The sequence below is a fragment of the Salipiger sp. genome, assembly GCF_059781815.1.
Genome location: NZ_JBYNAH010000004.1, coordinates 1 through 20467, shown reverse-complemented (window position 1 = coordinate 20467; position 20467 = coordinate 1). Strand labels below are relative to the sequence as shown.

At 68.2% G+C, this 20467-nt stretch carries 20 protein-coding genes; 7 read left to right on the top strand and 13 right to left on the bottom strand.

Features of this window, described 5'->3' with window-relative positions; all coding sequences use genetic code 11:
• Positions 1 to 97: 97 nt before the first annotated feature.
• Positions 98 to 1156, bottom strand: coding sequence for a tricarballylate utilization 4Fe-4S protein TcuB (tcuB, locus tag AC6RA4_RS00880; RefSeq protein WP_500156470.1), 1059 nt, complete (start codon positions 1154 to 1156; stop codon positions 98 to 100).
• Positions 1146 to 2549 carry an FAD-dependent tricarballylate dehydrogenase TcuA gene (gene tcuA / locus AC6RA4_RS00875; RefSeq protein ID WP_500156468.1) on the bottom strand — a complete coding sequence of 468 codons (1404 nt, stop codon included), beginning with the start codon at positions 2547 to 2549 and terminating at the stop codon, positions 1146 to 1148. Before tcuA ends, tcuB begins: the two co-directional genes overlap by 11 nt.
• A gap of 80 nt (positions 2550 to 2629) precedes the next feature.
• Here tcuA and AC6RA4_RS00870 point away from each other — a divergent pair, with 80 nt between their 5' ends.
• Entirely contained in the window at positions 2630 to 3541 is a 912-nt protein-coding gene (locus AC6RA4_RS00870) for a LysR family transcriptional regulator (protein ID WP_500156466.1), read from the top strand.
• 137 nt (positions 3542 to 3678) lie between these two features.
• On the opposite strand, the gene AC6RA4_RS00865 is transcribed toward AC6RA4_RS00870, so the two are convergent.
• The 4 genes from AC6RA4_RS00865 to AC6RA4_RS00850 form a co-directional block, all read right to left on the bottom strand.
• On the bottom strand, positions 3679 to 4983 hold the full coding sequence (locus tag AC6RA4_RS00865; protein ID WP_500156464.1) for a TRAP transporter large permease: 1305 nt from the start codon (positions 4981 to 4983) through the stop codon (positions 3679 to 3681).
• Positions 4980 to 5486 (bottom strand): TRAP transporter small permease, encoded by a 507-nt coding sequence (locus AC6RA4_RS00860; RefSeq protein ID WP_500156462.1) that lies wholly within the window; start codon positions 5484 to 5486, stop codon positions 4980 to 4982. The genes AC6RA4_RS00865 and AC6RA4_RS00860 overlap by 4 nt, the downstream gene beginning before the upstream one ends.
• Positions 5486 to 6457: a TRAP transporter substrate-binding protein gene (locus AC6RA4_RS00855; RefSeq protein ID WP_500156460.1), complete on the bottom strand. Its 972-nt coding sequence runs from the start codon at positions 6455 to 6457 to the stop codon at positions 5486 to 5488. The genes AC6RA4_RS00860 and AC6RA4_RS00855 overlap by 1 nt, the downstream gene beginning before the upstream one ends.
• 112 nt (positions 6458 to 6569) lie before the next feature.
• Positions 6570 to 7754: a LysR family transcriptional regulator gene (locus AC6RA4_RS00850; protein WP_500156458.1), complete on the bottom strand. Its 1185-nt coding sequence runs from the start codon at positions 7752 to 7754 to the stop codon at positions 6570 to 6572.
• Between the two features lie 206 nt (positions 7755 to 7960).
• Between AC6RA4_RS00850 and AC6RA4_RS00845 the strand changes: the two genes are divergently transcribed.
• The 5 genes from AC6RA4_RS00845 to AC6RA4_RS00825 all read left to right on the top strand — a co-directional run bounded on the left by AC6RA4_RS00845 (position 7961) and on the right by AC6RA4_RS00825 (position 12928).
• On the top strand, positions 7961 to 8692 hold the full coding sequence (locus AC6RA4_RS00845; RefSeq protein WP_500156456.1) for a PIG-L deacetylase family protein: 732 nt from the start codon (positions 7961 to 7963) through the stop codon (positions 8690 to 8692).
• A 114-nt stretch (positions 8693 to 8806) separates the two neighbouring features.
• Complete coding sequence (locus AC6RA4_RS00840) at positions 8807 to 9772, top strand: VOC family protein (protein ID WP_500156453.1); 966 nt, start codon at positions 8807 to 8809, stop codon at positions 9770 to 9772.
• A 217-nt stretch (positions 9773 to 9989) separates the two neighbouring features.
• Positions 9990 to 10661, top strand: a complete 672-nt coding sequence (locus AC6RA4_RS00835; RefSeq protein ID WP_500156452.1) for a 4-carboxy-4-hydroxy-2-oxoadipate aldolase/oxaloacetate decarboxylase — start codon at positions 9990 to 9992, stop codon at positions 10659 to 10661.
• Between the two features lie 43 nt (positions 10662 to 10704).
• Complete coding sequence (locus tag AC6RA4_RS00830; protein WP_500156450.1) at positions 10705 to 11769, top strand: 4-oxalomesaconate tautomerase; 1065 nt, start codon at positions 10705 to 10707, stop codon at positions 11767 to 11769.
• 208 nt (positions 11770 to 11977) lie between these two features.
• Positions 11978 to 12928, top strand: a complete 951-nt coding sequence (locus tag AC6RA4_RS00825; RefSeq protein WP_500156448.1) for a D-2-hydroxyacid dehydrogenase family protein — start codon at positions 11978 to 11980, stop codon at positions 12926 to 12928.
• A 40-nt stretch (positions 12929 to 12968) separates the two neighbouring features.
• On the opposite strand, the gene AC6RA4_RS00820 is transcribed toward AC6RA4_RS00825, so the two are convergent.
• The 7 genes from AC6RA4_RS00820 to AC6RA4_RS00790 all read right to left on the bottom strand — a co-directional run bounded on the left by AC6RA4_RS00820 (position 12969) and on the right by AC6RA4_RS00790 (position 19663).
• Positions 12969 to 13976, bottom strand: a complete 1008-nt coding sequence (locus tag AC6RA4_RS00820; RefSeq protein ID WP_500156447.1) for an amidohydrolase family protein — start codon at positions 13974 to 13976, stop codon at positions 12969 to 12971.
• A 104-nt stretch (positions 13977 to 14080) separates the two neighbouring features.
• Positions 14081 to 14761: an FCD domain-containing protein gene (locus AC6RA4_RS00815; protein WP_500156445.1), complete on the bottom strand. Its 681-nt coding sequence runs from the start codon at positions 14759 to 14761 to the stop codon at positions 14081 to 14083.
• A 31-nt stretch (positions 14762 to 14792) separates the two neighbouring features.
• On the bottom strand, positions 14793 to 15842 hold the full coding sequence (locus tag AC6RA4_RS00810; protein WP_500156443.1) for an Ldh family oxidoreductase: 1050 nt from the start codon (positions 15840 to 15842) through the stop codon (positions 14793 to 14795).
• Between the two features lie 2 nt (positions 15843 to 15844).
• On the bottom strand, positions 15845 to 17368 hold the full coding sequence (locus tag AC6RA4_RS00805; protein WP_500156441.1) for a tripartite tricarboxylate transporter permease: 1524 nt from the start codon (positions 17366 to 17368) through the stop codon (positions 15845 to 15847).
• A 42-nt stretch (positions 17369 to 17410) separates the two neighbouring features.
• Positions 17411 to 17863 carry a tripartite tricarboxylate transporter TctB family protein gene (locus AC6RA4_RS00800; protein ID WP_500156439.1) on the bottom strand — a complete coding sequence of 151 codons (453 nt, stop codon included), beginning with the start codon at positions 17861 to 17863 and terminating at the stop codon, positions 17411 to 17413.
• 61 nt (positions 17864 to 17924) lie between these two features.
• Positions 17925 to 18911: a Bug family tripartite tricarboxylate transporter substrate binding protein gene (locus AC6RA4_RS00795; protein ID WP_500156437.1), complete on the bottom strand. Its 987-nt coding sequence runs from the start codon at positions 18909 to 18911 to the stop codon at positions 17925 to 17927.
• A 65-nt stretch (positions 18912 to 18976) separates the two neighbouring features.
• On the bottom strand, positions 18977 to 19663 hold the full coding sequence (locus AC6RA4_RS00790) for a GntR family transcriptional regulator (protein ID WP_500156435.1): 687 nt from the start codon (positions 19661 to 19663) through the stop codon (positions 18977 to 18979).
• 195 nt (positions 19664 to 19858) lie between these two features.
• Between AC6RA4_RS00790 and AC6RA4_RS00785 the strand changes: the two genes are divergently transcribed.
• Positions 19859 to 20467: SDR family NAD(P)-dependent oxidoreductase (locus tag AC6RA4_RS00785; RefSeq protein WP_500156433.1), on the top strand; the 609-nt coding region annotated here is incomplete at its 3' end.

Genomic DNA, 20467 nt, shown 5'->3' with positions numbered 1-20467 from the left:
GCGTGTCTGAACATAGTGTTAACCGCCGTTCTCCGGCGCACCAAAAACGAAATGACGATACGGCCATAAGCCTGCGCTATGGCACGCATCGTGCGGCTCAGCGCTTGCGCTGCGCGTCGCGCAGCAGCGCCGCGAGCCGGAAGAAGCCATGCGCCATCTTGGAATAGGGCGTCAGCAGGAAGAAGGCGAGGACGGTGCCCAGATGCAGCGCCAGCAGCGGCTCGAGCGCGACGGTGCCGCCAAGCGCATAGAGCCCAAGGCCGGAGGCGCTGACCGCGAAGAGCAACGCGATGAAGCCGAACTCGCCGCCGCGGATCGCGGGGGCCTGCAGCGCAGGGTTGGCGCGCATCTTGAGATGCATGAGCCCCGCGGTGCCGATGCAGAGCCCGAGCCCGCCGGTGATGCCGAAGAGTTTGGGCAGCGAGAACAGCTGGTAGGGCGCCTCGATCCCGAAGCCGTAATGCAGGATCGTGCCGGTGGAGGTGGCGGCAAAACAGAGCAGGAAGCCGTACATCACCAGCTGGTGGTAGATCCGGCGCCGGTGCGAGAACACGTCCTTGGCCTCGAAATTGCAGCCGTCGCCATGGCCGCCGGCAAGGTTGCGCATGGTCGCCGCTGAGGCAAAGGCCGCGCGGACATCCGACAGATGCAGCCGCTCGCCCCCGACGCGGGCCCAGTAGCGCTGCAGCGCCACCGCAAGGGCCAGCAGCGGCAGCACGAAGGCTGGCAGGAAGATCGCCACCAGCGCGTTGTGGGCGATCACCGCGTAAAAGCCCTCGCCCTCGCCGGGCAGGTGGCGCGCCGCCCAGAACAGCAGCGCCATGGCGAGCACCGTCGCCAGCGCGATCAGCGATCCGTTGCGGGGAAACGCCCGTCCGAGCGCCGCCGGGTAGCTCGCCTCCTCCCAGCTCTCCTGCCGCAGTTCGGCCAGCGCGCCGGGCAGGTTCAGGTCAAACTCGTGCGGGGCCGTGTATTGGCAGGCGTGATAGCAGTTCTGGCAGTTGTGGCAGAGATTGGCGAGCTGAGTCAGGTCACCATCCGCGAAGAAACGCTCGGCATGCATCGCCGGGAACACGGCGCAATAGCCCTCGCAATAGCGGCAGGAATTGCAGATCTGCGCCTGGCGGCGAACTTCTTCGATGGGGTTATCGTACATGGTTTGCGGCCTCCCGTCCGGCAATCCGGCCGAACACGGTTCCGATGGTCATCCCGTAGCCCGCGAGGTAGCCCTGTCCGAGGATCGAGCCCGCCATGGTCTCGCCGGCGGCCCAGAGGTTCTCGATGCGGCCACGCTCGGTGCTGCAGCGCGCGGTCTCGTCGACCTTGAGCCCGAGATAGGTGAAGGTCACGCCGGTGCGCAGGCTGTAACCGTAGAAGGGCGGCTCGGTGATTGGCCGCGCCCAGTTGGTCTTGGGCGGCTCAAGCCCGGTGGTGGCAACACCGTCGAGCTCGGTCGGATGAAAGCCGGAGGTGTCGCCGCAGGCGGCGTTGAAGCGCGCCACCGTCTCGGCCACGCGGTCGGGCGGCAGGCCCATCTTCTCGGCCAGCTCTTCGAGCGTATCGGCCTGGATCGGCGGGAAAACCGAGGGCATGAACAGCGGCAGCGCGCGCGAGTCGATGATGGCATAGCCCACCTGAGCGGGCTGCGCGGCCACCAGCCGGCCCCAGATCGCATAGCGCTTGGGCCAGACATCCTCGCCCTCGTCGTAGAACCGCTCGCCCTCCTTGTTCACCACGATGGAGAAGGGGACGCAGTCGAGCCGGGTGACGATGCCGCCGTCATATTTCGGCGCCCGCCCGTCGATGGCGACGGCGTGGCACTGGGTCGGGTCGCCGACCGAGGTCACGCCCTGATCGAGCAGGTCGCGCAGCACGGTGCCGCGGTTGTAGGGCGTGCCGCGGATCAGGAAGTTGCGCGCCGGCGGGCCCCAGGCATCGGCGAGCCAGTCGATATCGGCCTGGAAGCCGCCCGAGGCGACGATCACCGCCTTGGGGCGCAGCGCGCATGGCTGGCCGTCGTGCTCGTACTCGACCCGGGTGATCCGGTCGCCCTCGAGGGCCACATGGGTCACCGGCGCGTCGTAGAGCACCTCGACCCCGAGCGCCTCGGCGGTGCGGTAATAGGCATTCACCAGCGACTTGCCGCCACCCATGAAGAAGGCGTTGGTCCGCGCCAGCGACAGGGTGCCCGACAGCGAGGGCTGGAAGCGCACGCCGTGGGCCTCCATCCACGGCAGGCACTCCTGCGACTGCCGGATCACCATGCGGGCGAGCCCCTCGTCGGTGCGCCCGGCGGTCACGCGCATGAGGTCTGCGAAATACTCGTCCTCGTCGTAGCTCTCGACCAGCACCGAGAGCGGGCCGTCATGCATGCAGCGGAAATTGCGGGTGTGGCGCGAGTTGCCGCCGCGATAGGCCTTGGGCGCGGCCTCGAGCATGAGCACCTTGGCGCCATCCTCGGCGGCGGTGATCGCGGCGCAGAGCGCGGCGTTGCCGCCGCCAAGCACCACGATGTCGTAGGGGTCGGTGGGGTCTGATCTGTTGGTCACGGTCTGCCTTCCTTGCCTGCAGGAAAGTAGCAGCGCGGTGTTCTATTGATAATTGCAATTGTTTTCGTGATTATGCCGAAATGCGCATCAATTTCGACTTCGCCGATCTCGAAGCCTTTCTCGTGCTCTACGAGACCGGCTCCTTCGTCGCCGCCTCCCGGCATCTGGGGGTCTCGCAATCGACGCTGACCCGGCGCATCCGCGGGCTCGAGGACGAGCTTGGCCCCGCGCTTTTCGAGCGCACCACCCGCTCGGTGCGTCCGACCTTCGCCGCCAAGCGCTTTCGCGCCCGCGCCCAGAGCATGCTCGACGATGCCCGCGAGAGCCTGCGCGAGATGCAGGACGAGACGGCGCGCTTCCGGCATCAGACCTCGGCCATCGTCACCATCGCCACGGTGCCGAGCGCGATCCCGCGCCTGCTGATCCCGGCGGCGGGGCTGTTCGGCACCGGCGGGCGGGCCCGGCTGCGCGTCCTCGACCTGCTGGCCAACGAGGTCGCCGAGGCGGTGCTGGCGGGGGAGGCAGATTTTGGCGTCAGCTCGCACATCACCGACGATCCCGGCCTGCGCTTCGAGACCCTGCTCGACGACCGCATCGTGCTGGCGGTGCCGCGCGGTCATCCGCTGTCACGGGCGGGCGCGGTCCGCTGGCAGGAGATCGCGGCGCACCGGCTGATCCTGCCGACGCAGGGAAGCGGCAACCGCGCGCTGATCGACCGGGCGCTCGCCCGGCACAAGCTGACGCTCTACTGGAGCGCCGAGGTGCAGCGCACATCGACCTCGCTCGAGATGGTGCGCACGGGGCTCGGCGTGGCGCCGCTGCCGCTGGCGGCGGTACCGCTTGGCGCTGGCGACGAGGTGGTGCTGCGCGAATTGGTCGAGCCCGAGGTCACGCGGCGGTTCGGACTGGTGATGCGTGAACATGGCCAGTTGCCCGCCGAGGCCGCCCGGCTCTGCGACATGCTCAAGGCACGCGCGACAGCCGGGCTCTAGCGGCACTCGTTCCCTCAGCTTCCACGCATCGAGACGCCCATTGCCGTCGTGCACGGCCCTTGACCGACGCCCGGCAGGTGGTGTCCCGGGGCAACCCGCAAGGGCTGGCACGTCTGGAACGACGGACCCTCGATGCGTCAGTTGAACATCGAGTCCGGGATCGCGGTGGCGATCGGCGGGAACACGATGATCAGCACCAGCCCCGCGATCATCGCCAGCAGGAACGGGAACACGCCGCGGAACACGGTGCCGAGCGTCACGCCCTCGGCCACGCCCCGCACCACGAAGACGTTGAGCCCGACGGGCGGCGTGATCATGCCCATCTCGATGACAATCACCGCCACCACCCCGAACCAGATCGGATCAAAGCCGAAGCTGGTGATCACCGGGAACACGATCGGAATAGTGATGACCAGCATCGACAGCCCGTCCATGAACATGCCCAGCACCACATAGGCCAGCAGGATCACGATCAGCGTGCCATAGGCGCCGAGCCCCAGCGTTTCGAGCCCGCCGCCCAGCGTGGCCGGGATGTGGGTCACCGCGAAGAACGGGTTCAGCACGTTGGCGCCGATCACGATCATGTAGAGCATGGCCGAGGTCTGCAGCGTGTCGCGGAGCGCGAGCTTGAGCATGGCGAAGCTCAGCCGGCGCTGCGCCAGCGCCAGGATCAGCACGAGGCCCGCGCCGATGCCCGAGGCCTCGACCGGGGTGAAAACGCCTACGTAGATGCCGCCGATCGACAGCACGATGACCCCGATCAGCGGCCCGGCCTCCCTGAGCGCGGCGAAGCGCTCGACCAGCGGCACGGCGGCGCCGCGCGGGCCGGCCTCGGGGGAGAGGGTCGAGATCAGCCAGATCGTCGCCATGAAGAGCGCCATCAAGAGCAGACCCGGCAGGATGCCCGCCATGAACAGCCGCCCGATGCTTTCCTCGGTGAGGATGGCGTAGAGCACGAAGCCGGTCGAGGGCGGGATCAGGAAGCCCAGCGTGCCGCCGGCGGCGATGGATCCGGTGGCGAGGCTGTCGGCATAGCCAAGGCGGCGCATCTCGGGCAGGGCGACCTTGCCGAGGGTGACGGCGGTGGCGACCGAGGAGCCCGAGACGGCGGAGAACGCCGCGCAGCCCAGCACCGAGGCCGAGGCCAGCCCGCCCTTGAATCGCCCGACCCAGGCATAGGCGGCGTCGTAGAGCCCGCGCGAATAGCCTGCCGCCGAGGAGATGTTGCCCAGCAGGATGAACATCGGCACCACGATCAGCGAGTAGCTCGAGACCGCGGAATAGCTCTCGGTCAGCAGCACAGCGCCGGCCGAGCGGAAGCCCTCGAGCGACCAATAGCCGAAGAATCCGACCAGCAGCATGGCGAAGGCCACCGGTGTGCGCAGGATCATCAGAAGGAACAGGAAGGCGATACCGATCACGCCCGCAAGGGTCTCGGTCATGTCTTGGGCCCTTTCCCGGTCAGGATGAGGACGAGCTCGGCGGCAAAGATCAGCACGCAAAGCGCGGTGCCGGCGGCGAGGATGGCGTAGAAGGGCCAGATCTGCAGGCCCAGCATATTGGTGGCGTCGCCCCATTCCAGCGCATCGAGCGCCTTAAGGGTGGCGCGCTGGCACAGAACCGAGAGCACGTAGCCCGAGAGCACCCGGCTCAGCACGTCGCCGACGAGGCGGCCCCAGCGGCCGATGGCGCGGTCGAACACGTCGACGCCGACATGGCCGCCGCGGGCGGTGCAATAGGGCAGGGCGGTCATCACCAGCGCCACCGCGGCAAGCTGGATGATTTCGTTGAGGCCCAGGATCGGCTGGTTCAGCGCGTAGCGCATGAACACGCCCACGAAGATCAGCGCCATCATGCCCAGCAGGCAGAGCCCGCCGACCCAGGTCAGCGCCAGGGTCGCCCGGCCGAGAAGCCTCGCCCAGGCGGTTTCGTGAAGGGCGTCCATCAGTCGGCCAGCGCGTCGACGATGGCCTGCGCGTCGGCTCCGGCCTCGGCGACGACCTCTTCGGTCACCTTGAGGGCGGCCTCGTTGAACGGCGCGGCCTCTTCGGCGCTCAGTTCGATGACCTGCTTGCCGTCCATCTCGCGGAACGCCTCGATGCCACCTGCGGCGACGGTCAGCTGCACCTGGTTGCCCAGAACCGAAGCTTCGCGCCCGGCGGCCTCGACGGCGGCCTGCTCCTCGGCGGAGAGGCCCTCCCACGCGTCGCGGTTCATCAGGATGAAGAACGGCGAGTTGGTGGTCTCGAAGCCCAGCGTCAGGTAATCGGCCACTTCGCCAAGGCGGAAGGCGCGGGTGGCGGTGGCGTCGATCATGGCGCCGTCGATCACGCCGGTCTGCATGGCGTTGTAGATCTCGGTCACCGGCATCGAGACCGGGGTGGCGCCCCAGGCTTCGACCAGCTTGCCGGTGTTGCGCGAGGGCACGCGGATCTTCTTGCCCGAGAGGTCGTCGAGGCTGTGCACCGGGGTGTCGCGCATGTAGAGCACGTTCTCGGCCGAGGACCAGAGCGAGACCAGCTTCACGCGGCGGTACTCGGGGGCGAACAGGTCGATGTTCTCCCAGATCTTCGCGGTGCCGGTGTCTTCCTCGACCACGTCGGGCAGCTCGGCGGTGAGCGTCAGCGGGAAGGTCGACGCGGTGTAGCCGGGCAGCGAGATGGCGAACTCGGCGACGCCGTCGACCACGCGGGAATACTGCTCGACCGGGCCCGGTCCAAGCTCGCCACCGTTATAGAGCGTGACGGTCAGCTCGCCGCCGGTCTTCTCGCCCACCATGTCGGCGAAGGGCTGGAAGGCGCCTTCGACATAGGGGTGGGTCGGCGGCATGAAGTTGGCGAATTTCATGTCTTCCGCAAGGGCTGCGGATGCGCAGAGGCCGAGGGCCGCCGCGGCGGTGATAGTGCTGAAGCGCATGGTTTCCTCCCGAATGCGTGGGGTCTGGCTTAAAGCCTGAAGACGCCGTTCTTATTGACCCCGCGGCCCGCTTGCCGCCAATTCAAAGAGGGTGAACTTGGATAAGTTTTCGCTATGATGATCTCTGGATTGCCGCTTCGTCGCGCATCAGGTCGAGCAGCAGCGCCTGGGCCTGGGTCGGCACCCAGTCTTCGCGCAGGGTGAGGCCGATGGGCCGTGCCGGCCATGCCACCCGCATGTCGATCCGCGCCAGCAGGCCGCGGGCGACCTCGGCTTCGGCCTGTGCCGCGGAGATACAGCCAAGCCCCTCACCCCGCACGAGAAATTCGCGCATGAACAGGATCGATCCGGCCTCGATCACGCTCTCAGGCATGCCCGTCTTCAGGGCGCCGAAGACCGCGTCGAACTGCCCCCGCGAGGGCGTGCCGGCGCGCGGCACCACCCATTGATGATGCACAAGGCTTTCGGGCGTCAGCGCGCGGGCCTCCGCCAGCGGGTGCCCGGGGCGCGCCACCACCATCAGCCGGTCGTCGAAGAGCCGCTCCTGCGTGACATCGGCAATGGGAAGCGGGTCGCGCAGCGCACCGATCAGCAGGTCGAGATCGCCGCGCCGCAGCCCGGTGAGCAGGTCGCTGTAGAGCCCGTCGACCACCCGCAGGTTCTGGCGCGGGCGTTGCACGCGGAAGCGCGCCAGCGCCTGCGGCAGCAGCACCGAGCGCGCCAGTGGCAGCGCTCCGATGACGATTCGTCCCGCCTCGCGGCCATCGAGTTCGGCCAGATCGGCCTCGGCCTGCTCGAGCTCGGAAAAGGCTAGCCGTGCCGCCTGCGCCACGGCCAGCGCGGTGCGGGTGGGCACCAGCCCGTGCGGGCGGCGCTCGAACAGCGCCTGCCCGGCCTCGGTCTCGAGCTGCGAGACCGCGCGGTGTACGGTGGGTTGCGCCAGCCCGAGGCGGCGGGCGGCGAGGGTGAAGTTCTCGGCATCGGCCACGGCGATCAACGCGGTGAGCTGGGCGCTGGTGGTGGTCAGCGAGAGGCGCGGCGACAGCTCGGCCAGCACCGGGTCGAGCCGGGCGAAGGCGCGCCGCACCCGCACGCCGAGCAGCTCTCCGCGCTCGGTTGCGAACACCCCCTGCCGTGTGCGGTCGAACAGCGCCCCGCCGGCCTCGGTTTCGAGCTTGCGCAGCGCCTGTGTCACCGCCGGCTGCGAGACCCGCGCCCGGTCCGAGGCGGCGGTGAGCGAACCCAGCTCCGCCACCGCGAGGAACACCCTGAGATGACGCAGATTTCTCGAGATCATGGCACAGCCTTCGATTGTTTTCCGCTCGCGCGACAAGTCGCCGTTCGCGTTTCGCGGCGCTGAAAGAACGCCGTCGACATGGCCGTTTCGAGTGTTGTCCAGCCAAGCCGGAATAGCAAGAAGTTATGCAAGGGCACGGGTTTCGAAATTGCCGCCCTCGCGGCGTCTGTGAGACAAGCTTGGCAACCGTTTCGGAGGAGATATCCATGACCGCAAAGAAGACGGCGCTCGTCATCAGCGCCCACGCTGCCGATTTTGTCTGGCGCTGCGGTGGCGCCATCGCGCTGCACGCCGAGCTTGGCTACGAGGTGACGGTCGCCTGCCTGTCCTTCGGCGAGCGCGGCGAGAGCGCCCGCCTGTGGAAGGAAGGAAAATCGCTGCAGCAGGTGAAGGACATCCGCCGCGGCGAGGCCGAGAACGCCGCCGAGGCGCTCGGCGTGCACGAGCTGGTGTGCTTCGACAAGGGCGACTACCCGCTGCATCTCGACCAGGACGACAAGTACGAGCTCGTCGACCTGATCCGCAAGGTGCAGCCCAGCTTCATGATGAGCCACTCGCAATACGATCCCTACAACACCGATCACATGTACATGTCGCAGGTGTCGCTCGAGTGCCGGATGATCGCCCAGGCCTGGGGCCACAATCCCGGTGAAAAGGTGCTCGGCGCGCCGCAGCTCTACCTCTTCGAGCCGCACCAGACCGAGCAGATGGGCTGGAAGCCCGACACCTTCCTCGACATCACCCCGGTCTGGGAGAAGAAGCGCCGCGCGATGGAGTGCAACGAGGGTCAGATCCACCTGTGGGAATACTACACCCGTGTTGCGCAGCAACGGGCGAACCATTTCAAGCGCAATTCCGGCGGGCAGTCCGGTGGGCGCGACTGCAAGTACGCGGAAGGATTCCAGTCGATTTTCCCGCGCACCGTCGACGAGCTCTGAACACTGCCCCCGCCGCGTTATGGGGATGGCGCGGCGGGTTTCATTCTGACCAGACCGACACATGCGCGAACGGCCGGTCTTCATGGCGGAGATCCCGCCCCTCGGAGGAGACACATGACCCAGCCGACCAACCCCAGCTTCGACATCGCCCATCTCGGCCATGTCGAGATGCTCACCGACAAGTTCGAGGAGAGCCTCGATTTCTTCACCCGGATCTACGGGCTGAAACTGTCGGGGCAGGACAAGACCAGCGCCTATCTGCGCGCCTGGGACGATTACGAATACTGCACCCTGAAGCTGACCCGCGCCGGGACCACCGGCGTCGGCCATATCGGCTACCGCGCCGCCTCGCCGGAGGCGCTGGAGCGCCGGGCCGCGGCGATCGAGGCCTCGGGCTACAAGGTGCATGGCTGGACCGAGGGCGATCTCAGCCACGGCCGTGCCTTCCGCTTCGAGGATCCGTTCGGCCACGTCTTCGAGATCTATTACGACACCAACTGGTACGAGGCGCAGGACGCGGCCGAGAAGGCGGCGCTGAAGAACACCGCCTCGGCCTTCGATGGTGCTGCACCGCGGCGCATCGACCACCTGAACCTGCTCTCGGAGGATGTCACCGAGTTCAAGCGCTTCATGGAGACCTGCCTCGGCAGCCGGGTGACGGAATATATCGAGCTCGACAACGGGCGGCTTGGCGGCTGCTGGTTCACCGTGAACAACAAGACCTATGATCTTGCCTGCACCGAGGAGCATGGCGGCGGGCAGGGGCGTCTGCACCATGTGACCTATGCCACGGATCAGCGCGAGGACATCCTGCGCGCGGCGGATATCTTCCTGCAGAACGGCGTGCATATCGAGACCGGCCCGCACAAGCACGCGGTGCAGGGCACGTTCTTCCTCTACGTCTGGGAACCGGCGGGCAACCGGGTGGAGCTGGCCAACGCGGGCGCGCGGCTGATCCTCGCGCCGGACTGGAAGCCGGTGTGCTGGACGCAGGCCGACCGGATGAAGGGCCAGGCCTGGGGGCTGAAGACGATCGAGAGCTTCCACACCCACGGCACGCCGCCGGTGAAGCGGGACTGAGACGAGACGGCTCCGGGGGCGGCGTGGCCGCGCCGGGGCGCTCGTGATTGCGGAGGGCCGTTGTCCGGCGTGGCGCCGGGCGGGGCAGGGAGAGACGAGGGGCGACGCGCCGCACATCGCGGGGCGGGTGCGGTCGGAAGGGGGCGCTGCCCCCGTCGCGGCAGGGCCGCGACTCCCCCGAGGTATTTGGAAACCAGAGAAGAGCAGGAGCTTGGCGATGGCGGTTGTGGTTCAGGATGTGGCGCGGGCGGAGGCCTCGGTGATCGAGGCGCTGGGGCGCGCGGGCGTGGCGACGGTGCACGAGGCGCAGGGCCGCAAGGGCTGTCTGCAGAGCTATATGCGGCCGATCTACTCGGGCGCGCAGATCGCCGGCTCTGCAGTGACGATCTCGGCGGCGCCGGGCGACAACTGGATGGTGCACGTGGCCATCGAGCAACTGCAGGAGGGCGACATCCTGGTGCTGGCGCCGACCTCGCCCTGCGACAACGGCTATTTCGGCGACCTGCTGGCGACCTCGGCCATGGCGCGGGGCTGCCGCGGGCTGGTGATCGACGCCGGCGTGCGCGATATTCGCGACCTCACCCAGATAGGCTTCCCGGTCTGGTCGAAAGCGATCTCGGCGCAGGGCACGGTCAAGGAGACGCTGGGCTCGGTCAACGTGCCGATCGTCTGCGCCGGCCAGAACATCGAGGCCGGCGACGTGATCGTGGCCGACGATGACGGCGTGGTCGTGGTGCGGCGCGCCGAGGCCGAGGCGGTGCTCGAGAAGGCCGAGGCGCGGCTTGCCGCGGAGGAGGCCAAGCGCCAGCGGCTGGCCGCCGGCGAGCTCGGGCTCGATATCTACAACATGCGCCCGCGGCTGGCGGAAAAGGGTCTGAAATACATCTGAGGCCCTGGACCGGGGTCTGACACAGGGTCGGGAGGAACGAAGGATGGTGGACGAGATTGCGGGCATTCCCTGTCTCTGGATGCGGGGCGGCACCTCGAAGGGCGCCTATTTCCTTGCCGAGGACCTGCCACCGGATCCGGCGGTGCGCGACGATCTGCTGCTGCGGATCATGGGCTCTCCCGACCCGGCCCAGATCGACGGTATCGGCGGGGCCGACCCGCTGACCTCGAAAGTTGCCGTGCTCTCCCCGCCCTCGCGCGACGATGCGGATGTCGACTACCTGTTCCTGCAGGTCTTCGTCGATCAGCCGCTGGTGTCGGACGCGCAGGGCTGCGGCAACATCCTGGCCGGCGTCGGCCCGACCGCGATCGAACGCGGTCTGGTGGCGCCGGCCGGGGACGAGACCCCGGTGCGCATTCACATGCGCAACACCGGAGAGATCGCGGTGGCGCGGGTGCAGACCCCGGGCGGTCGCGTGTCCTATGACGGGGACGCCCGCATCGACGGCGTGCCGGGCCATCATGCGCCGGTGCCCCTGATGTTCGAGGGGCTGGCGGGCTCGATGTGCGGCGCGCTTCTGCCCAGCGGCAACGTGGTCGACATGATCGAGGGCGTGGACTGCACTCTGATCGACAACGGCATGCCCTGCGTGATCCTGCGCGCCTCCGACCTTGGCATCGACGGGACCGAGAGCCGCGAAGCGCTCGACGGGGACAGCGCGCTCAAGGCGCGGCTCGAGGCGATCCGGTTGCAAGCGGGGCCGATGATGGCGCTTGGCGACATGACCGAGAAGTCGGTGCCGAAGATGACGCTGGTTTCGCCGCCGCAAGCGGGAGGCGTGATCAGCACACGCAGTTTCATCCCGCATCGCTGCCACGCCACCATCGGGGTGTTTGCCGCCGTGAGCGTGGCCACCGCCTGCACGCTCGAGGGCTCTCCCGCGGCCGAGCTGGCGGTTCTGCCCGAGGGCGAGACCTTTGCGGTCGAGCATCCGGCCGGCGCGGCGGAGGTGCTGCTCGAGCGCGACGACGCCGGGCAGGTGGTGCGCGCCGGCACCCTGCGGACGACGCGCAAGCTGTTCGACGGGCGGGTGTTTCCGCGCCGCTGATCCGGGCGCTCGCTCTGGTGGTGGGAAGCGGTGAAAAAGCCACGTTTCCGGGCAATTGCCCCTTTTGAGAGGGGCGTTTCGGCAACGCGCCGCCGGGGGTTTGACCGCAGGTCGCATTGCCTCTGGCGGCTGTATGCGGCGGCCCTAGGCTGTGCCGCAGGGGGACGCCCGGGAGGGGCGGGGCGTCCGGAGACCGGAGGAGATGACGATGAAGATTGCCGTACTCGACGATTACGCCGATTGCGCCTTGGAGATGGCCGAGTGGGAGCGGCTCGGGGCCGAGATCACCGTGTTCCGGGCGCCGCTTGGCGCGCGCGTGGCCGAGGCACTGGCCCCCTTCGAGGTGGTCTGCCTGATGCGCGAGCGCACGCCGTTCCCGGCCGAGCTGATCGAAGCGCTGCCAAAGCTGCGGCTGATCATGACCACCGGCGCGCGCAACCTCAGCATTGATGTCGGCGCGGCGCGGGCGCGCGGCGTCGAGGTCTGCGGCACGCGCTCGCGCAAGACCACCACCTCGGAGCTGACGCTGGCGCTGCTGCTGGCGTTGTCGCGTCGGCTGCTGCCGGAGGCCGCGGCGCTGGCGGAGGGCGGTTGGCAGGGCCGGCCCGGGCGCGATCTTGCCGGGCTGCGGCTGGGGCTGGTGGGGCTTGGCAATATCGGCGGGCAGCTGGCGGCGCTGGGGAGCGCGCTTGGCATGGAGGTGGCGGGGTGGTCGCCCAATCTCGACGATGCCCGGGCCGAGGCGCAGGGGGTGGCGCGGGCCGAAAGCCTCGAGGCACTGGCGGCGCGGTCCGACGTGATGAGCGTGCACATGGTGCTCTCAGAACGCAGCGCCGGGCTGATCGGGCGCGCGGCTTTCGAGGCGCTGCCCGAGGGGGCGATCTTCCTCAACACCTCGCGCGCCGGGCTGGTGGATCGCGACGCGCTGTTCGAAGGGCTGCGCGCCGGCCGGCCCGCGCTGGCCGGCATCGACGTGTTCGAAACCGAGCCCTTGCCGGCGGACGATCCCTGGCGCCGCGCGGCGCAGGAGTTCGGCGAGCGCCTGCTGCTGACACCGCATCTGGGCTACGTCACCGAAGCGAGCTGGCGGCAATTCTACGAAGACACCGTCGAGGCCATCGCCGCATGGCATGCGGGCAGCCCGATCCGCCTGCTTTGACAGGTTCGCGGAGGCGGCGCGCACCGCCTCCGCACAAAGCTCAGCGCTTGAGCCGGCTGAACACCCGCAGGGCATTGCCCGAATGGATCGCGGCGCGATCAGCGTCGCTCAGATGCGGGGTGTTGGCGAGGTAGTGCAGCGTGTGGTCGAAGGGGATGCCGGTCTCGGGATCTTTCGAGCGCACCGCGCCGAAGGTCTCGGAGGCGAAGAGCACGTTCTTCACCGGCACGATCTCGGTCATCAGGTCGATGCCGCGCTGGTGGTAGACGCAGGTGTCGAAGAACAGGTTCTCGCCCATCATCTCGGCCGGCGGCTTGCGGCCCCGGTCCATCGCGAGCCCCTTGTAGCGGCCCCAGTGATAAGGCACCGCGCCGCCGCCATGCGGGATGATGAACTTGAGCTTCGGGAAGCGCTCGAACAGGTCGCTTTCGAGCAGCTGCATGAACACCGAGGTGTCGCCGTTGATGTAATGGGCGCCGGAATACTGGAAGTTCGGGTTGCACGAGCCCGAGACGTGGATCATCGCCGGGCAGTCGAGCTCTTCGAGCACCTCGTAGAGCGGGAACCACCACTCGTCGGTCATCGGCGGATCGGTCCAGTAGCCGCCGGCAGGGTCGGGGTTGAGGTTGCAGCCGACAAAGCCCAGCTCCTCGACACAGCGGCGCAGTTCGGGGATGACGTTGGCCGGCGCACAGCCCGGCGATTGCGGTAGCTGGCAGACGGCGGCGTAATCCTGCGGGAACAGCTCGACCACGCGGGCGATCAGGTCATTGCAGACCCGCGACCAGGCCATCGAGATCGCCTCGTCGCCCAGGTGGTGCGCCATCGCCGCGGCGCGCGGCGAAAACAGCGTCAGGTCGACGCCGCGTTCGCGCTGCACCGGGATCTGCGCCGCCAGCAGGGTCTCGCGGATCTCGTCATCCGAGATCCGCGGCCCGTCGGGATGGTCGAGCTGGCTGGTGTCGCCCTTGGCGGCAAGCTGCGCCTCGCGCCACGCGTTCAGCGCCTTTGGCGCGGTGGTGTAATGCCCGTGGCAATCGATGATCATGGTTCTCCTCCCTGTTATGTTCGCGTGACCGGAGGGCCGCGCGGGGGGGCCGGGTGCTGCACGGGGGTCTGCGGGTGTCGGTTATGGGTCGGGGTGGGGCGGGATCAGTCGCTGCCGAGCAGCCGGTCGAACCCGTTCTGGACATGGCCGCGCATGGCGGCTTCGGCGGCATCGGCATCGCGCGCCAGCAGCGCCGACATGATGCCGTGATGCTCGGCGTTCGAGACCGCGATGTTGCGCGCCGTCACCAGCCCGCGCCGGCGGGTCAGCAGGAGCTGCTTGACCGTGCGCATGTAGCTGTCGATCAGGGGCGGGCTGCCGGTGGCGGCGACCAGCGCCTCGTGGAACTCGAGATTGAGCTGGAAATAGGTCTCGGCATTCGAGGCCTCGACCGCCGCGTCCATGCGCTCCTGCAGGGCGCTCAGCGCCGCCAGCGTCGCGTCGGGCGCCTCGCGCACGATCAGCCGCCCGGCAAAGCCCGCCAGAATCGCCCGCAGCTCGTAGAGCTGGCGCGCTTCCTCGGCCGAGAGCGTGCGGACATACATGCCGCGATTGGTGAAACCTTCGAGCAGCCCGGCCTGCGCCAGCGTCTTGCACGCCTCGCGGATCGGGCCGCGGCTGATGCCGAGCCGGGTCGCGAGATGGCTTTCGTTGATCCGTTCGCCGGGCTGGAGCGCGCCCTCGACGATGAGCTGCTCGATCGCCTCGACGGCGATCTGGCTCAGGGTTCTCACGCTTTCCGAGAGTTTCTCGGGCAGTGAGGCATAGGGATCTTTCGCGCTCATGTGATGTCTCTGCGGCAAGGCGAAGCAAAGGTCAATCTCCGCCACCGGTCTGCAGCGCCGCAGATCGCAGCGTTTCCAGCAGCGCCTCTGGCAGGGGAACGCCGTCTCGGCGCGCGCCGTCAAGCTGCGCGCGGGAGCGGTCGAAGGGCAACCGGACCGGGGTGTCGGGGTCGCTGGGCGCGCTCGAGCACAGCCTGTGGCGGAAGGCGTCGAGCCGCGCCGCGCGCTCGGGCCCCGGCATCAGCCGGTCGGCGTCGATCAGGATGAGCATGTGGCCCAGATCCTGCCGCGCCCCGGGCGTGGCCTCGAGATCGGGGATGGCATCGAGAAACGCCGCCCCGGCGAGCAGACCCGCGAGCAGGTCCATCGAGAGCGACAACCCGGCGCCCTTGGCGCCTCCGATCGGCAGCAGCAGGCCCGAGAGCGCCGCCTGCGCGTCGGTGGTGGGCCTGCCCTCGCGGTCGGTGGCCCAATCCGGCGGGATCGGCTTGCCCTCGTCGCGGGCACGGCGGATCGCCGAGCGCGAGCTGACCGAAAGCGCGGCATCGAAGATCACGTGCGCCCCGTCGGGGTGGGGCATCGCAACCGCGATCGGGTTGTTGCCGAGCCGGCCCTCGCGCCCGCCTGCCGGCGGGATGACCGGCGTGGCGTTGGTGGTGAGGATGGCGGCAAAGCCCGCCTCGCAGGCGAGCTGGCAATAGGGGGCTGCGGCGCCGAAATGGTTGGAATGGCGGCAGAAGGCGGCCGCCATGCCGGTTTCGCGCGCGGCGGCCATGGTGGCGCGCAGGGCGGCCTGCATCACCACCGGGCCGAGGGTGTTGTTGCCGTCGACCCGCAGCAGCGCGGGCGCCGTATGCGCCACCAGGGGGCGGGCTGTGGCGTCGATGCCGCCGCTCCCGAGCCGGGCGATGTAGCTCTTCACGCGGTTGAGCCCGTGGGTGGTGATGCCCATCATCTGCGCCAGCGTGAGGATCTCGGCGGTGTCCTCGGCGGCGGCGGGCGACAGCCCCGCGCCACGGAACGCTGCCGCGGCGAGCGCACGCAGCTCGCTTTGGGGAATGCGCGTGCCCGCCGCGGCCATGCTCAGCTGCCCGCCTTCTCGGCGCGCGAGGCTGAGTTGCCGATCTTCTGGAAAAGCGGCAGCACGACGACCAGCACCACCGTGATCACGAGGATCCAGATCGAGCCCGGACGCTGCACGAAGATCGCGAACGACCCGCGCGAGATGGTCAGCGTCTGGCGCAGCGCTTCTTCCGCGAGCGGGCCGAGGACCAGCGCCAGCACCAGCGCCGCTGGCGAGAAATCATAGCGCCGCATGAAGAAGCCGACGATGCCCGCGGCGAACATGATGTAGACCTCCATGTAGGAGCTGGCGACCGAGAAGGTGCCAAGCGTGCAGACCACCACCACCACGGGGGCGAGGATGCGGTAGGGCACGCGCAGCAGCCGCACGAAGAGCGGGATGGCGAAGATGTTGATCGCCAGCAGCGCCATGTTGCCGAGATACATCGAGGCGATCAGCCCCCAGGCGAGCTCGGGGTTTTGCGACATGAAGAGCGGCCCCGGGCGCAGGCCCCAGAGCAGGAAGGCGGCGAGCAGCACGGCGGTCGAGGCCGAGCCGGGGATGCCGAGGGTCAGGAGCGGGATCATCGCGCCCGAGGAGGCGGCGTTGTTGGCCGCTTCCGGCGCCACGAGCCCGGCCATCTCGCCCTTGCCGAAGCGCTCGGGATGCTTCGACGAGCTGCGCTCGAAGGAATAGGCCATGAGCGAGGCGATGGTCGCGCCGGCGCCGGGGATCACCCCCACGACGAAGCCCAGAATCGAGCCGCGCAGCATGGTGAAGCGGGTGCTGATCCAGTCCTGCGCGGTGGGCCAGAAGCGGGTCTCGCTGGTGTACTCGATCACCCCTTCAGCGTTGCGCAGGTGCTGACCGCGCCAGAACGAGTAGTAGAGCTCGCCGAGGCCGAAGAGGCCGATGGCGACGGGGATGAAGTGGATGCCGCCGATCAGCTCTGCCGAACCGAAAGTGTAGCGGCTGAGCCCGGTTTCGAGATCGACGCCGACGGTGCCGAGGGCAAAGCCGATCAGCGCCGAGATCACGCCGAATTTCCAGTTCGTCCCGATCATCACCAGCAGCGTCAGCATGCCGAGGATCGCCAGCAGGAAATATTCCGGCGGCCCGAAATTCCGCGCCACCTGCGAGAAGGTCGGCGCCAGCCCGGTCAGCAGCAGCACACCCACGGTGCCGCCGACGAAGGAGGCCACCGCCTGCATCACAAGCGCCGGTCCGGCGCGGCCCTTCTTGGCCAGCGGGTGGCCGTCGAAGGTCGAGGCCACGGTGGCGCTTTCTCCGGGGGTGTTGAGCAGGATCGAGGTGATTGTGCCGCCATACATGGCGCCGTAATAGATCGCCGCCAGCATCATGATGGCGCCGATTGGATCCATCCCGAAGGTCACCGGCAGCAGGATCGCGAGGCCGGCGGAGGGGCCGAAGCCCGGGATCACACCCACGGTCATGCCGACGAAGGCCCCGACCAGCAGGTAGAAGATGTTGATCGGAGAGACGGCGACGGAGAAGCCGAGCGCCAGGTCCGAAAAGAATTCCATGAGTTCAGTCTCCGGTGGGGGACGGACGGCCTTTGGGGCCGGTCAGAAGCGCATCCCGATCAGCCCGTCGGGCATGTCGGCGTTCAGCAGCACCACGAAGAGCACGTAGACCGCCAGCGGCACGCCCACGGCGACGCAGACATTGCGCAGGTGCTCGCCTGCGTTGAAGATCGTGAGCGCCGCGAGCAGGAAGAGCGCGGTGGAGAGCACCCCGCCGAGCACCGCCAGCAGCACCACGTAGCCGAGGCCCAGCCCCATCATCGTGGCGACCGCCCGGTGCAGGCCGATCTCGCCCTCTCCGGCGGCGCGGGGGCGCAGCGCAACCTCCTCGACCAGCGACCAGAGCGTCAGGACAAGCAGCCCGCTGGCGAGGATGCGGGGGAAGAAGCCCGGGCCCAGCCGGCCTGAGCTGGTCAGGAAGGGCAGGTCGAGAAACGCGATCCAGCCGTAGAACACCGAGCCCGCGAAGAGCGTGAGAAGAAAGATCAGCCGCATGACATCTCCAATCGACACGCGGGCCGCGCGCGGATGCACGCGGCCCGTCAGGTCTGGCGGTTTACTGGATGACGCCCTGCTCACGCAGGACCTTGGCGAACCCCTCCTGGGTGTTCGACAGGAACGTCTTGAAGTCCTCGCCGTAGATGATGTTCTCGGTGAGAAGGTTGGTGCTGATATACTCGGCCCATTCCGGGGTCTCGGCGATCTTCTTCATCGTCTCGATCCAGAAGGTCTGCGCCTCTTCCGGGGCATCGGGGGGCAGGATCACACCGCGGGGCATCGACACGCCGATCTCGTAGCCCTTGTCGCCCATGGTCGGCACGTCGCCAAGCTCGGGCGGGGTCTTCACGCCGGAATAGACCAGCGCGCGCATGTCGCCCGAGTCGACCAGGCCGACGATCTCGCCGGGGTTGGCGACGATGCTGTCGACGGCGCCCGAAAGCAGCGCGGTCTGCATGTCGGACATGGAGTTGAACGAGATGTATTCGATGTCGAAGCCGGCCTTCTCGGAGAACAGCTTGGGCACGATGAAATCGACGTTCACGGTGCCGGTGCCGGCAATCGTCGGGGCCTGGGTCTTCCCGGCCTCGATGTAATCCTCGATGGTCTGCCACTCGCTGTCGCCGCGCACCATGATGGCGAGGTCATCGGTGGCCATCAGCGCGATCGGGGTGAAATCCTCGGGCTTCCACGGCGTATCGGCCTGCAGCGGGGTGGTGATCAGGCTGCCCGACGTGGTCGAGATGCCATAGCCGCTGCCCGCCTGGGTGTAGAGATGCCCCCAGCCCACGGCGCCCGAACCGCCGGCGCGGTTCTCGAGCCGGATGTCGCCGGGATAGAGATCGTACTTGGTGATGATGTCGACCATAGTCCGCGCCATGATGTCGTTGCCGCCCCCCGGGCCGAAGGCGATGGTCCAGTCCAGCGTCTCGTCCGGGTCGGGATAGGATTGCGCCACAGCACCGCCTGCGGCGAGACCAAGGCCAAAGAGCGCAAGCGTCGTGACGCGCGTGGCCCGGCCGAGCGTTTCGAGTGAAATGATCATGTAGTTCCTCCCAGTTTTGACCGTCTACGGTCATCGTTTGCCGGGCCGCCTTGCGCGGCTCCGGACTATCTGCTCCTCAAGGTTTCAAGCCACCTCTTCTTGCCGCTGGCGTGGTGCTCCTCCGCAGCACGCCGCGCCGCGTCCGGATCTCGCGCCCGGATCGCTTCGAGGATGCGGAGGTGCTCCGCATGTGATTTCTCCATAGAGTCACGCCCCTGCAGCACCCTGCGGCGGAGCAGCCGGACCTCCTTGCCGAGCGAGGCGTAAAGCTCGGCGGTCTTCTTGGCGTCGGACATCTCTGCAATCAGGTCGTGAAAGACGAGGTTGCGCGAGAAGTAGCCGTCTTCGTTGCCCTGCTCCATGCAGTGCGCCATCTCCTCGACCAGCGCCGAGAGGTCGTCCTGCTGCTGGCGCGACGCGTGCTGCGCGAGGCGGGCGCAGGCATAGCCCGCGATCACTGCGCGCAGGTCGTACAGCTCGAGCGCGTCCTCGATGGTGTGCTGGCGGACAAAGGCCCCCTGGTTGGTGCTGATCGCCACCAGCCCGTCCTGCGCCAGAAGCCGCAGCGCTTCGCGCACCGGGCCACGGCTGACGCCGAGGATCTCGGAGAGCTGCTGCTCGTTCAGCCGCACGCCAGAGGACAGCTCGCCGCGCAGGATCATGCTCTCGATCCGCTCGCGGACAGACTGGGTGACGGAGCCATCGCGGCGCCGGCTGCCTGTCTGGAAGGATGTCCTCGTGGTGCTGTTCATGGGGTGACCCTGCGCGCTAAAAAACAAACTGTCAACAGTTGTCTGTATGTTGACAACATGAATTTCCGCCGCCACTCATAAAGGCAGGGAGGCCCCGGGCCGCCGCGTATCGCGCGCGTTCGGAGGGCTGCGGACCCGTTGCGATTCCATAGGAAATCCGCTCGGGCCGTCATCGTCGGAGGAAGGAATACAGCGATGAACGAGACATCCAGCGCCGCCAAGATCGGCTCGGATCACGCAGGGCGCACCGCGTTCGTATCGGGCTCGGGCCGCAATATCGGCCGCGCCGTCGCGGTGCAGCTGGCGCGCCAGGGATGCAACGTAGTGATCAACGGGGCGCGCGACAGAGCCGCCTGCGAAGAGACCGCGCGGCTGGTCGAGGCCGAGGGCGCGCAGGCGCTCATCGCGATGGGCGACATGTCCGATCCCGCCGCCATCTCGACGATCCGCGACGCGGCGCTGGCGCGCTTCGGGCGGGTCGAGATCGTCGTCAACAACGCCGCGATCCGGCCGCACAAGCCGTTTCTCGAGACCAGCGAAGACGACTGGAACGCGGTGCTCGACACCGGGCTCACCGCCGCCTTCCGCACCGCGCAGGCGTTTCTGCCGGGCATGGTCGAGGCCGGCTTCGGGCGCTTCGTCAGCATGACCGGGATGAAGGCCATCAAGGGCTATTTCGAGGGCGCGCCGATCTCGGCCTCGAAGCATGGTATCGTCGGGCTGACCCGGGCGCTCGCCACCGAATTCGGCCCGCATGGCATCACCGTCAACGCGGTCTCGCCCGGCCAGACGCTGACCGAAGGC

Excerpts from the sequence above, each read along its gene's own strand:
- tcuB (WP_500156470.1), bottom strand. The coding sequence starts at position 1,156 with ATGTACGATAACCCCATCGAAGAAGTTCGCCGCCAGGCGCAGATCTGC.
- AC6RA4_RS00870 (WP_500156466.1), top strand. The coding sequence starts at position 2,630 with ATGCGCATCAATTTCGACTTCGCCGATCTCGAAGCCTTTCTCGTGCTC.
- AC6RA4_RS00865 (WP_500156464.1), bottom strand. The coding sequence starts at position 4,983 with ATGACCGAGACCCTTGCGGGCGTGATCGGTATCGCCTTCCTGTTCCTT.
- AC6RA4_RS00860 (WP_500156462.1), bottom strand. The coding sequence starts at position 5,486 with ATGGACGCCCTTCACGAAACCGCCTGGGCGAGGCTTCTCGGCCGGGCG.
- AC6RA4_RS00855 (WP_500156460.1), bottom strand. The coding sequence starts at position 6,457 with ATGCGCTTCAGCACTATCACCGCCGCGGCGGCCCTCGGCCTCTGCGCA.
- AC6RA4_RS00850 (WP_500156458.1), bottom strand. The coding sequence starts at position 7,754 with ATGATCTCGAGAAATCTGCGTCATCTCAGGGTGTTCCTCGCGGTGGCG.
- AC6RA4_RS00845 (WP_500156456.1), top strand. The coding sequence starts at position 7,961 with ATGACCGCAAAGAAGACGGCGCTCGTCATCAGCGCCCACGCTGCCGAT.
- AC6RA4_RS00840 (WP_500156453.1), top strand. The coding sequence starts at position 8,807 with ATGACCCAGCCGACCAACCCCAGCTTCGACATCGCCCATCTCGGCCAT.
- AC6RA4_RS00835 (WP_500156452.1), top strand. The coding sequence starts at position 9,990 with ATGGCGGTTGTGGTTCAGGATGTGGCGCGGGCGGAGGCCTCGGTGATC.
- AC6RA4_RS00830 (WP_500156450.1), top strand. The coding sequence starts at position 10,705 with ATGGTGGACGAGATTGCGGGCATTCCCTGTCTCTGGATGCGGGGCGGC.
- AC6RA4_RS00825 (WP_500156448.1), top strand. The coding sequence starts at position 11,978 with ATGAAGATTGCCGTACTCGACGATTACGCCGATTGCGCCTTGGAGATG.
- AC6RA4_RS00820 (WP_500156447.1), bottom strand. The coding sequence starts at position 13,976 with ATGATCATCGATTGCCACGGGCATTACACCACCGCGCCAAAGGCGCTG.
- AC6RA4_RS00815 (WP_500156445.1), bottom strand. The coding sequence starts at position 14,761 with ATGAGCGCGAAAGATCCCTATGCCTCACTGCCCGAGAAACTCTCGGAA.
- AC6RA4_RS00810 (WP_500156443.1), bottom strand. The coding sequence starts at position 15,842 with ATGGCCGCGGCGGGCACGCGCATTCCCCAAAGCGAGCTGCGTGCGCTC.
- AC6RA4_RS00805 (WP_500156441.1), bottom strand. The coding sequence starts at position 17,368 with ATGGAATTCTTTTCGGACCTGGCGCTCGGCTTCTCCGTCGCCGTCTCT.
- AC6RA4_RS00800 (WP_500156439.1), bottom strand. The coding sequence starts at position 17,863 with ATGCGGCTGATCTTTCTTCTCACGCTCTTCGCGGGCTCGGTGTTCTAC.
- AC6RA4_RS00795 (WP_500156437.1), bottom strand. The coding sequence starts at position 18,911 with ATGATCATTTCACTCGAAACGCTCGGCCGGGCCACGCGCGTCACGACG.
- AC6RA4_RS00790 (WP_500156435.1), bottom strand. The coding sequence starts at position 19,663 with ATGAACAGCACCACGAGGACATCCTTCCAGACAGGCAGCCGGCGCCGC.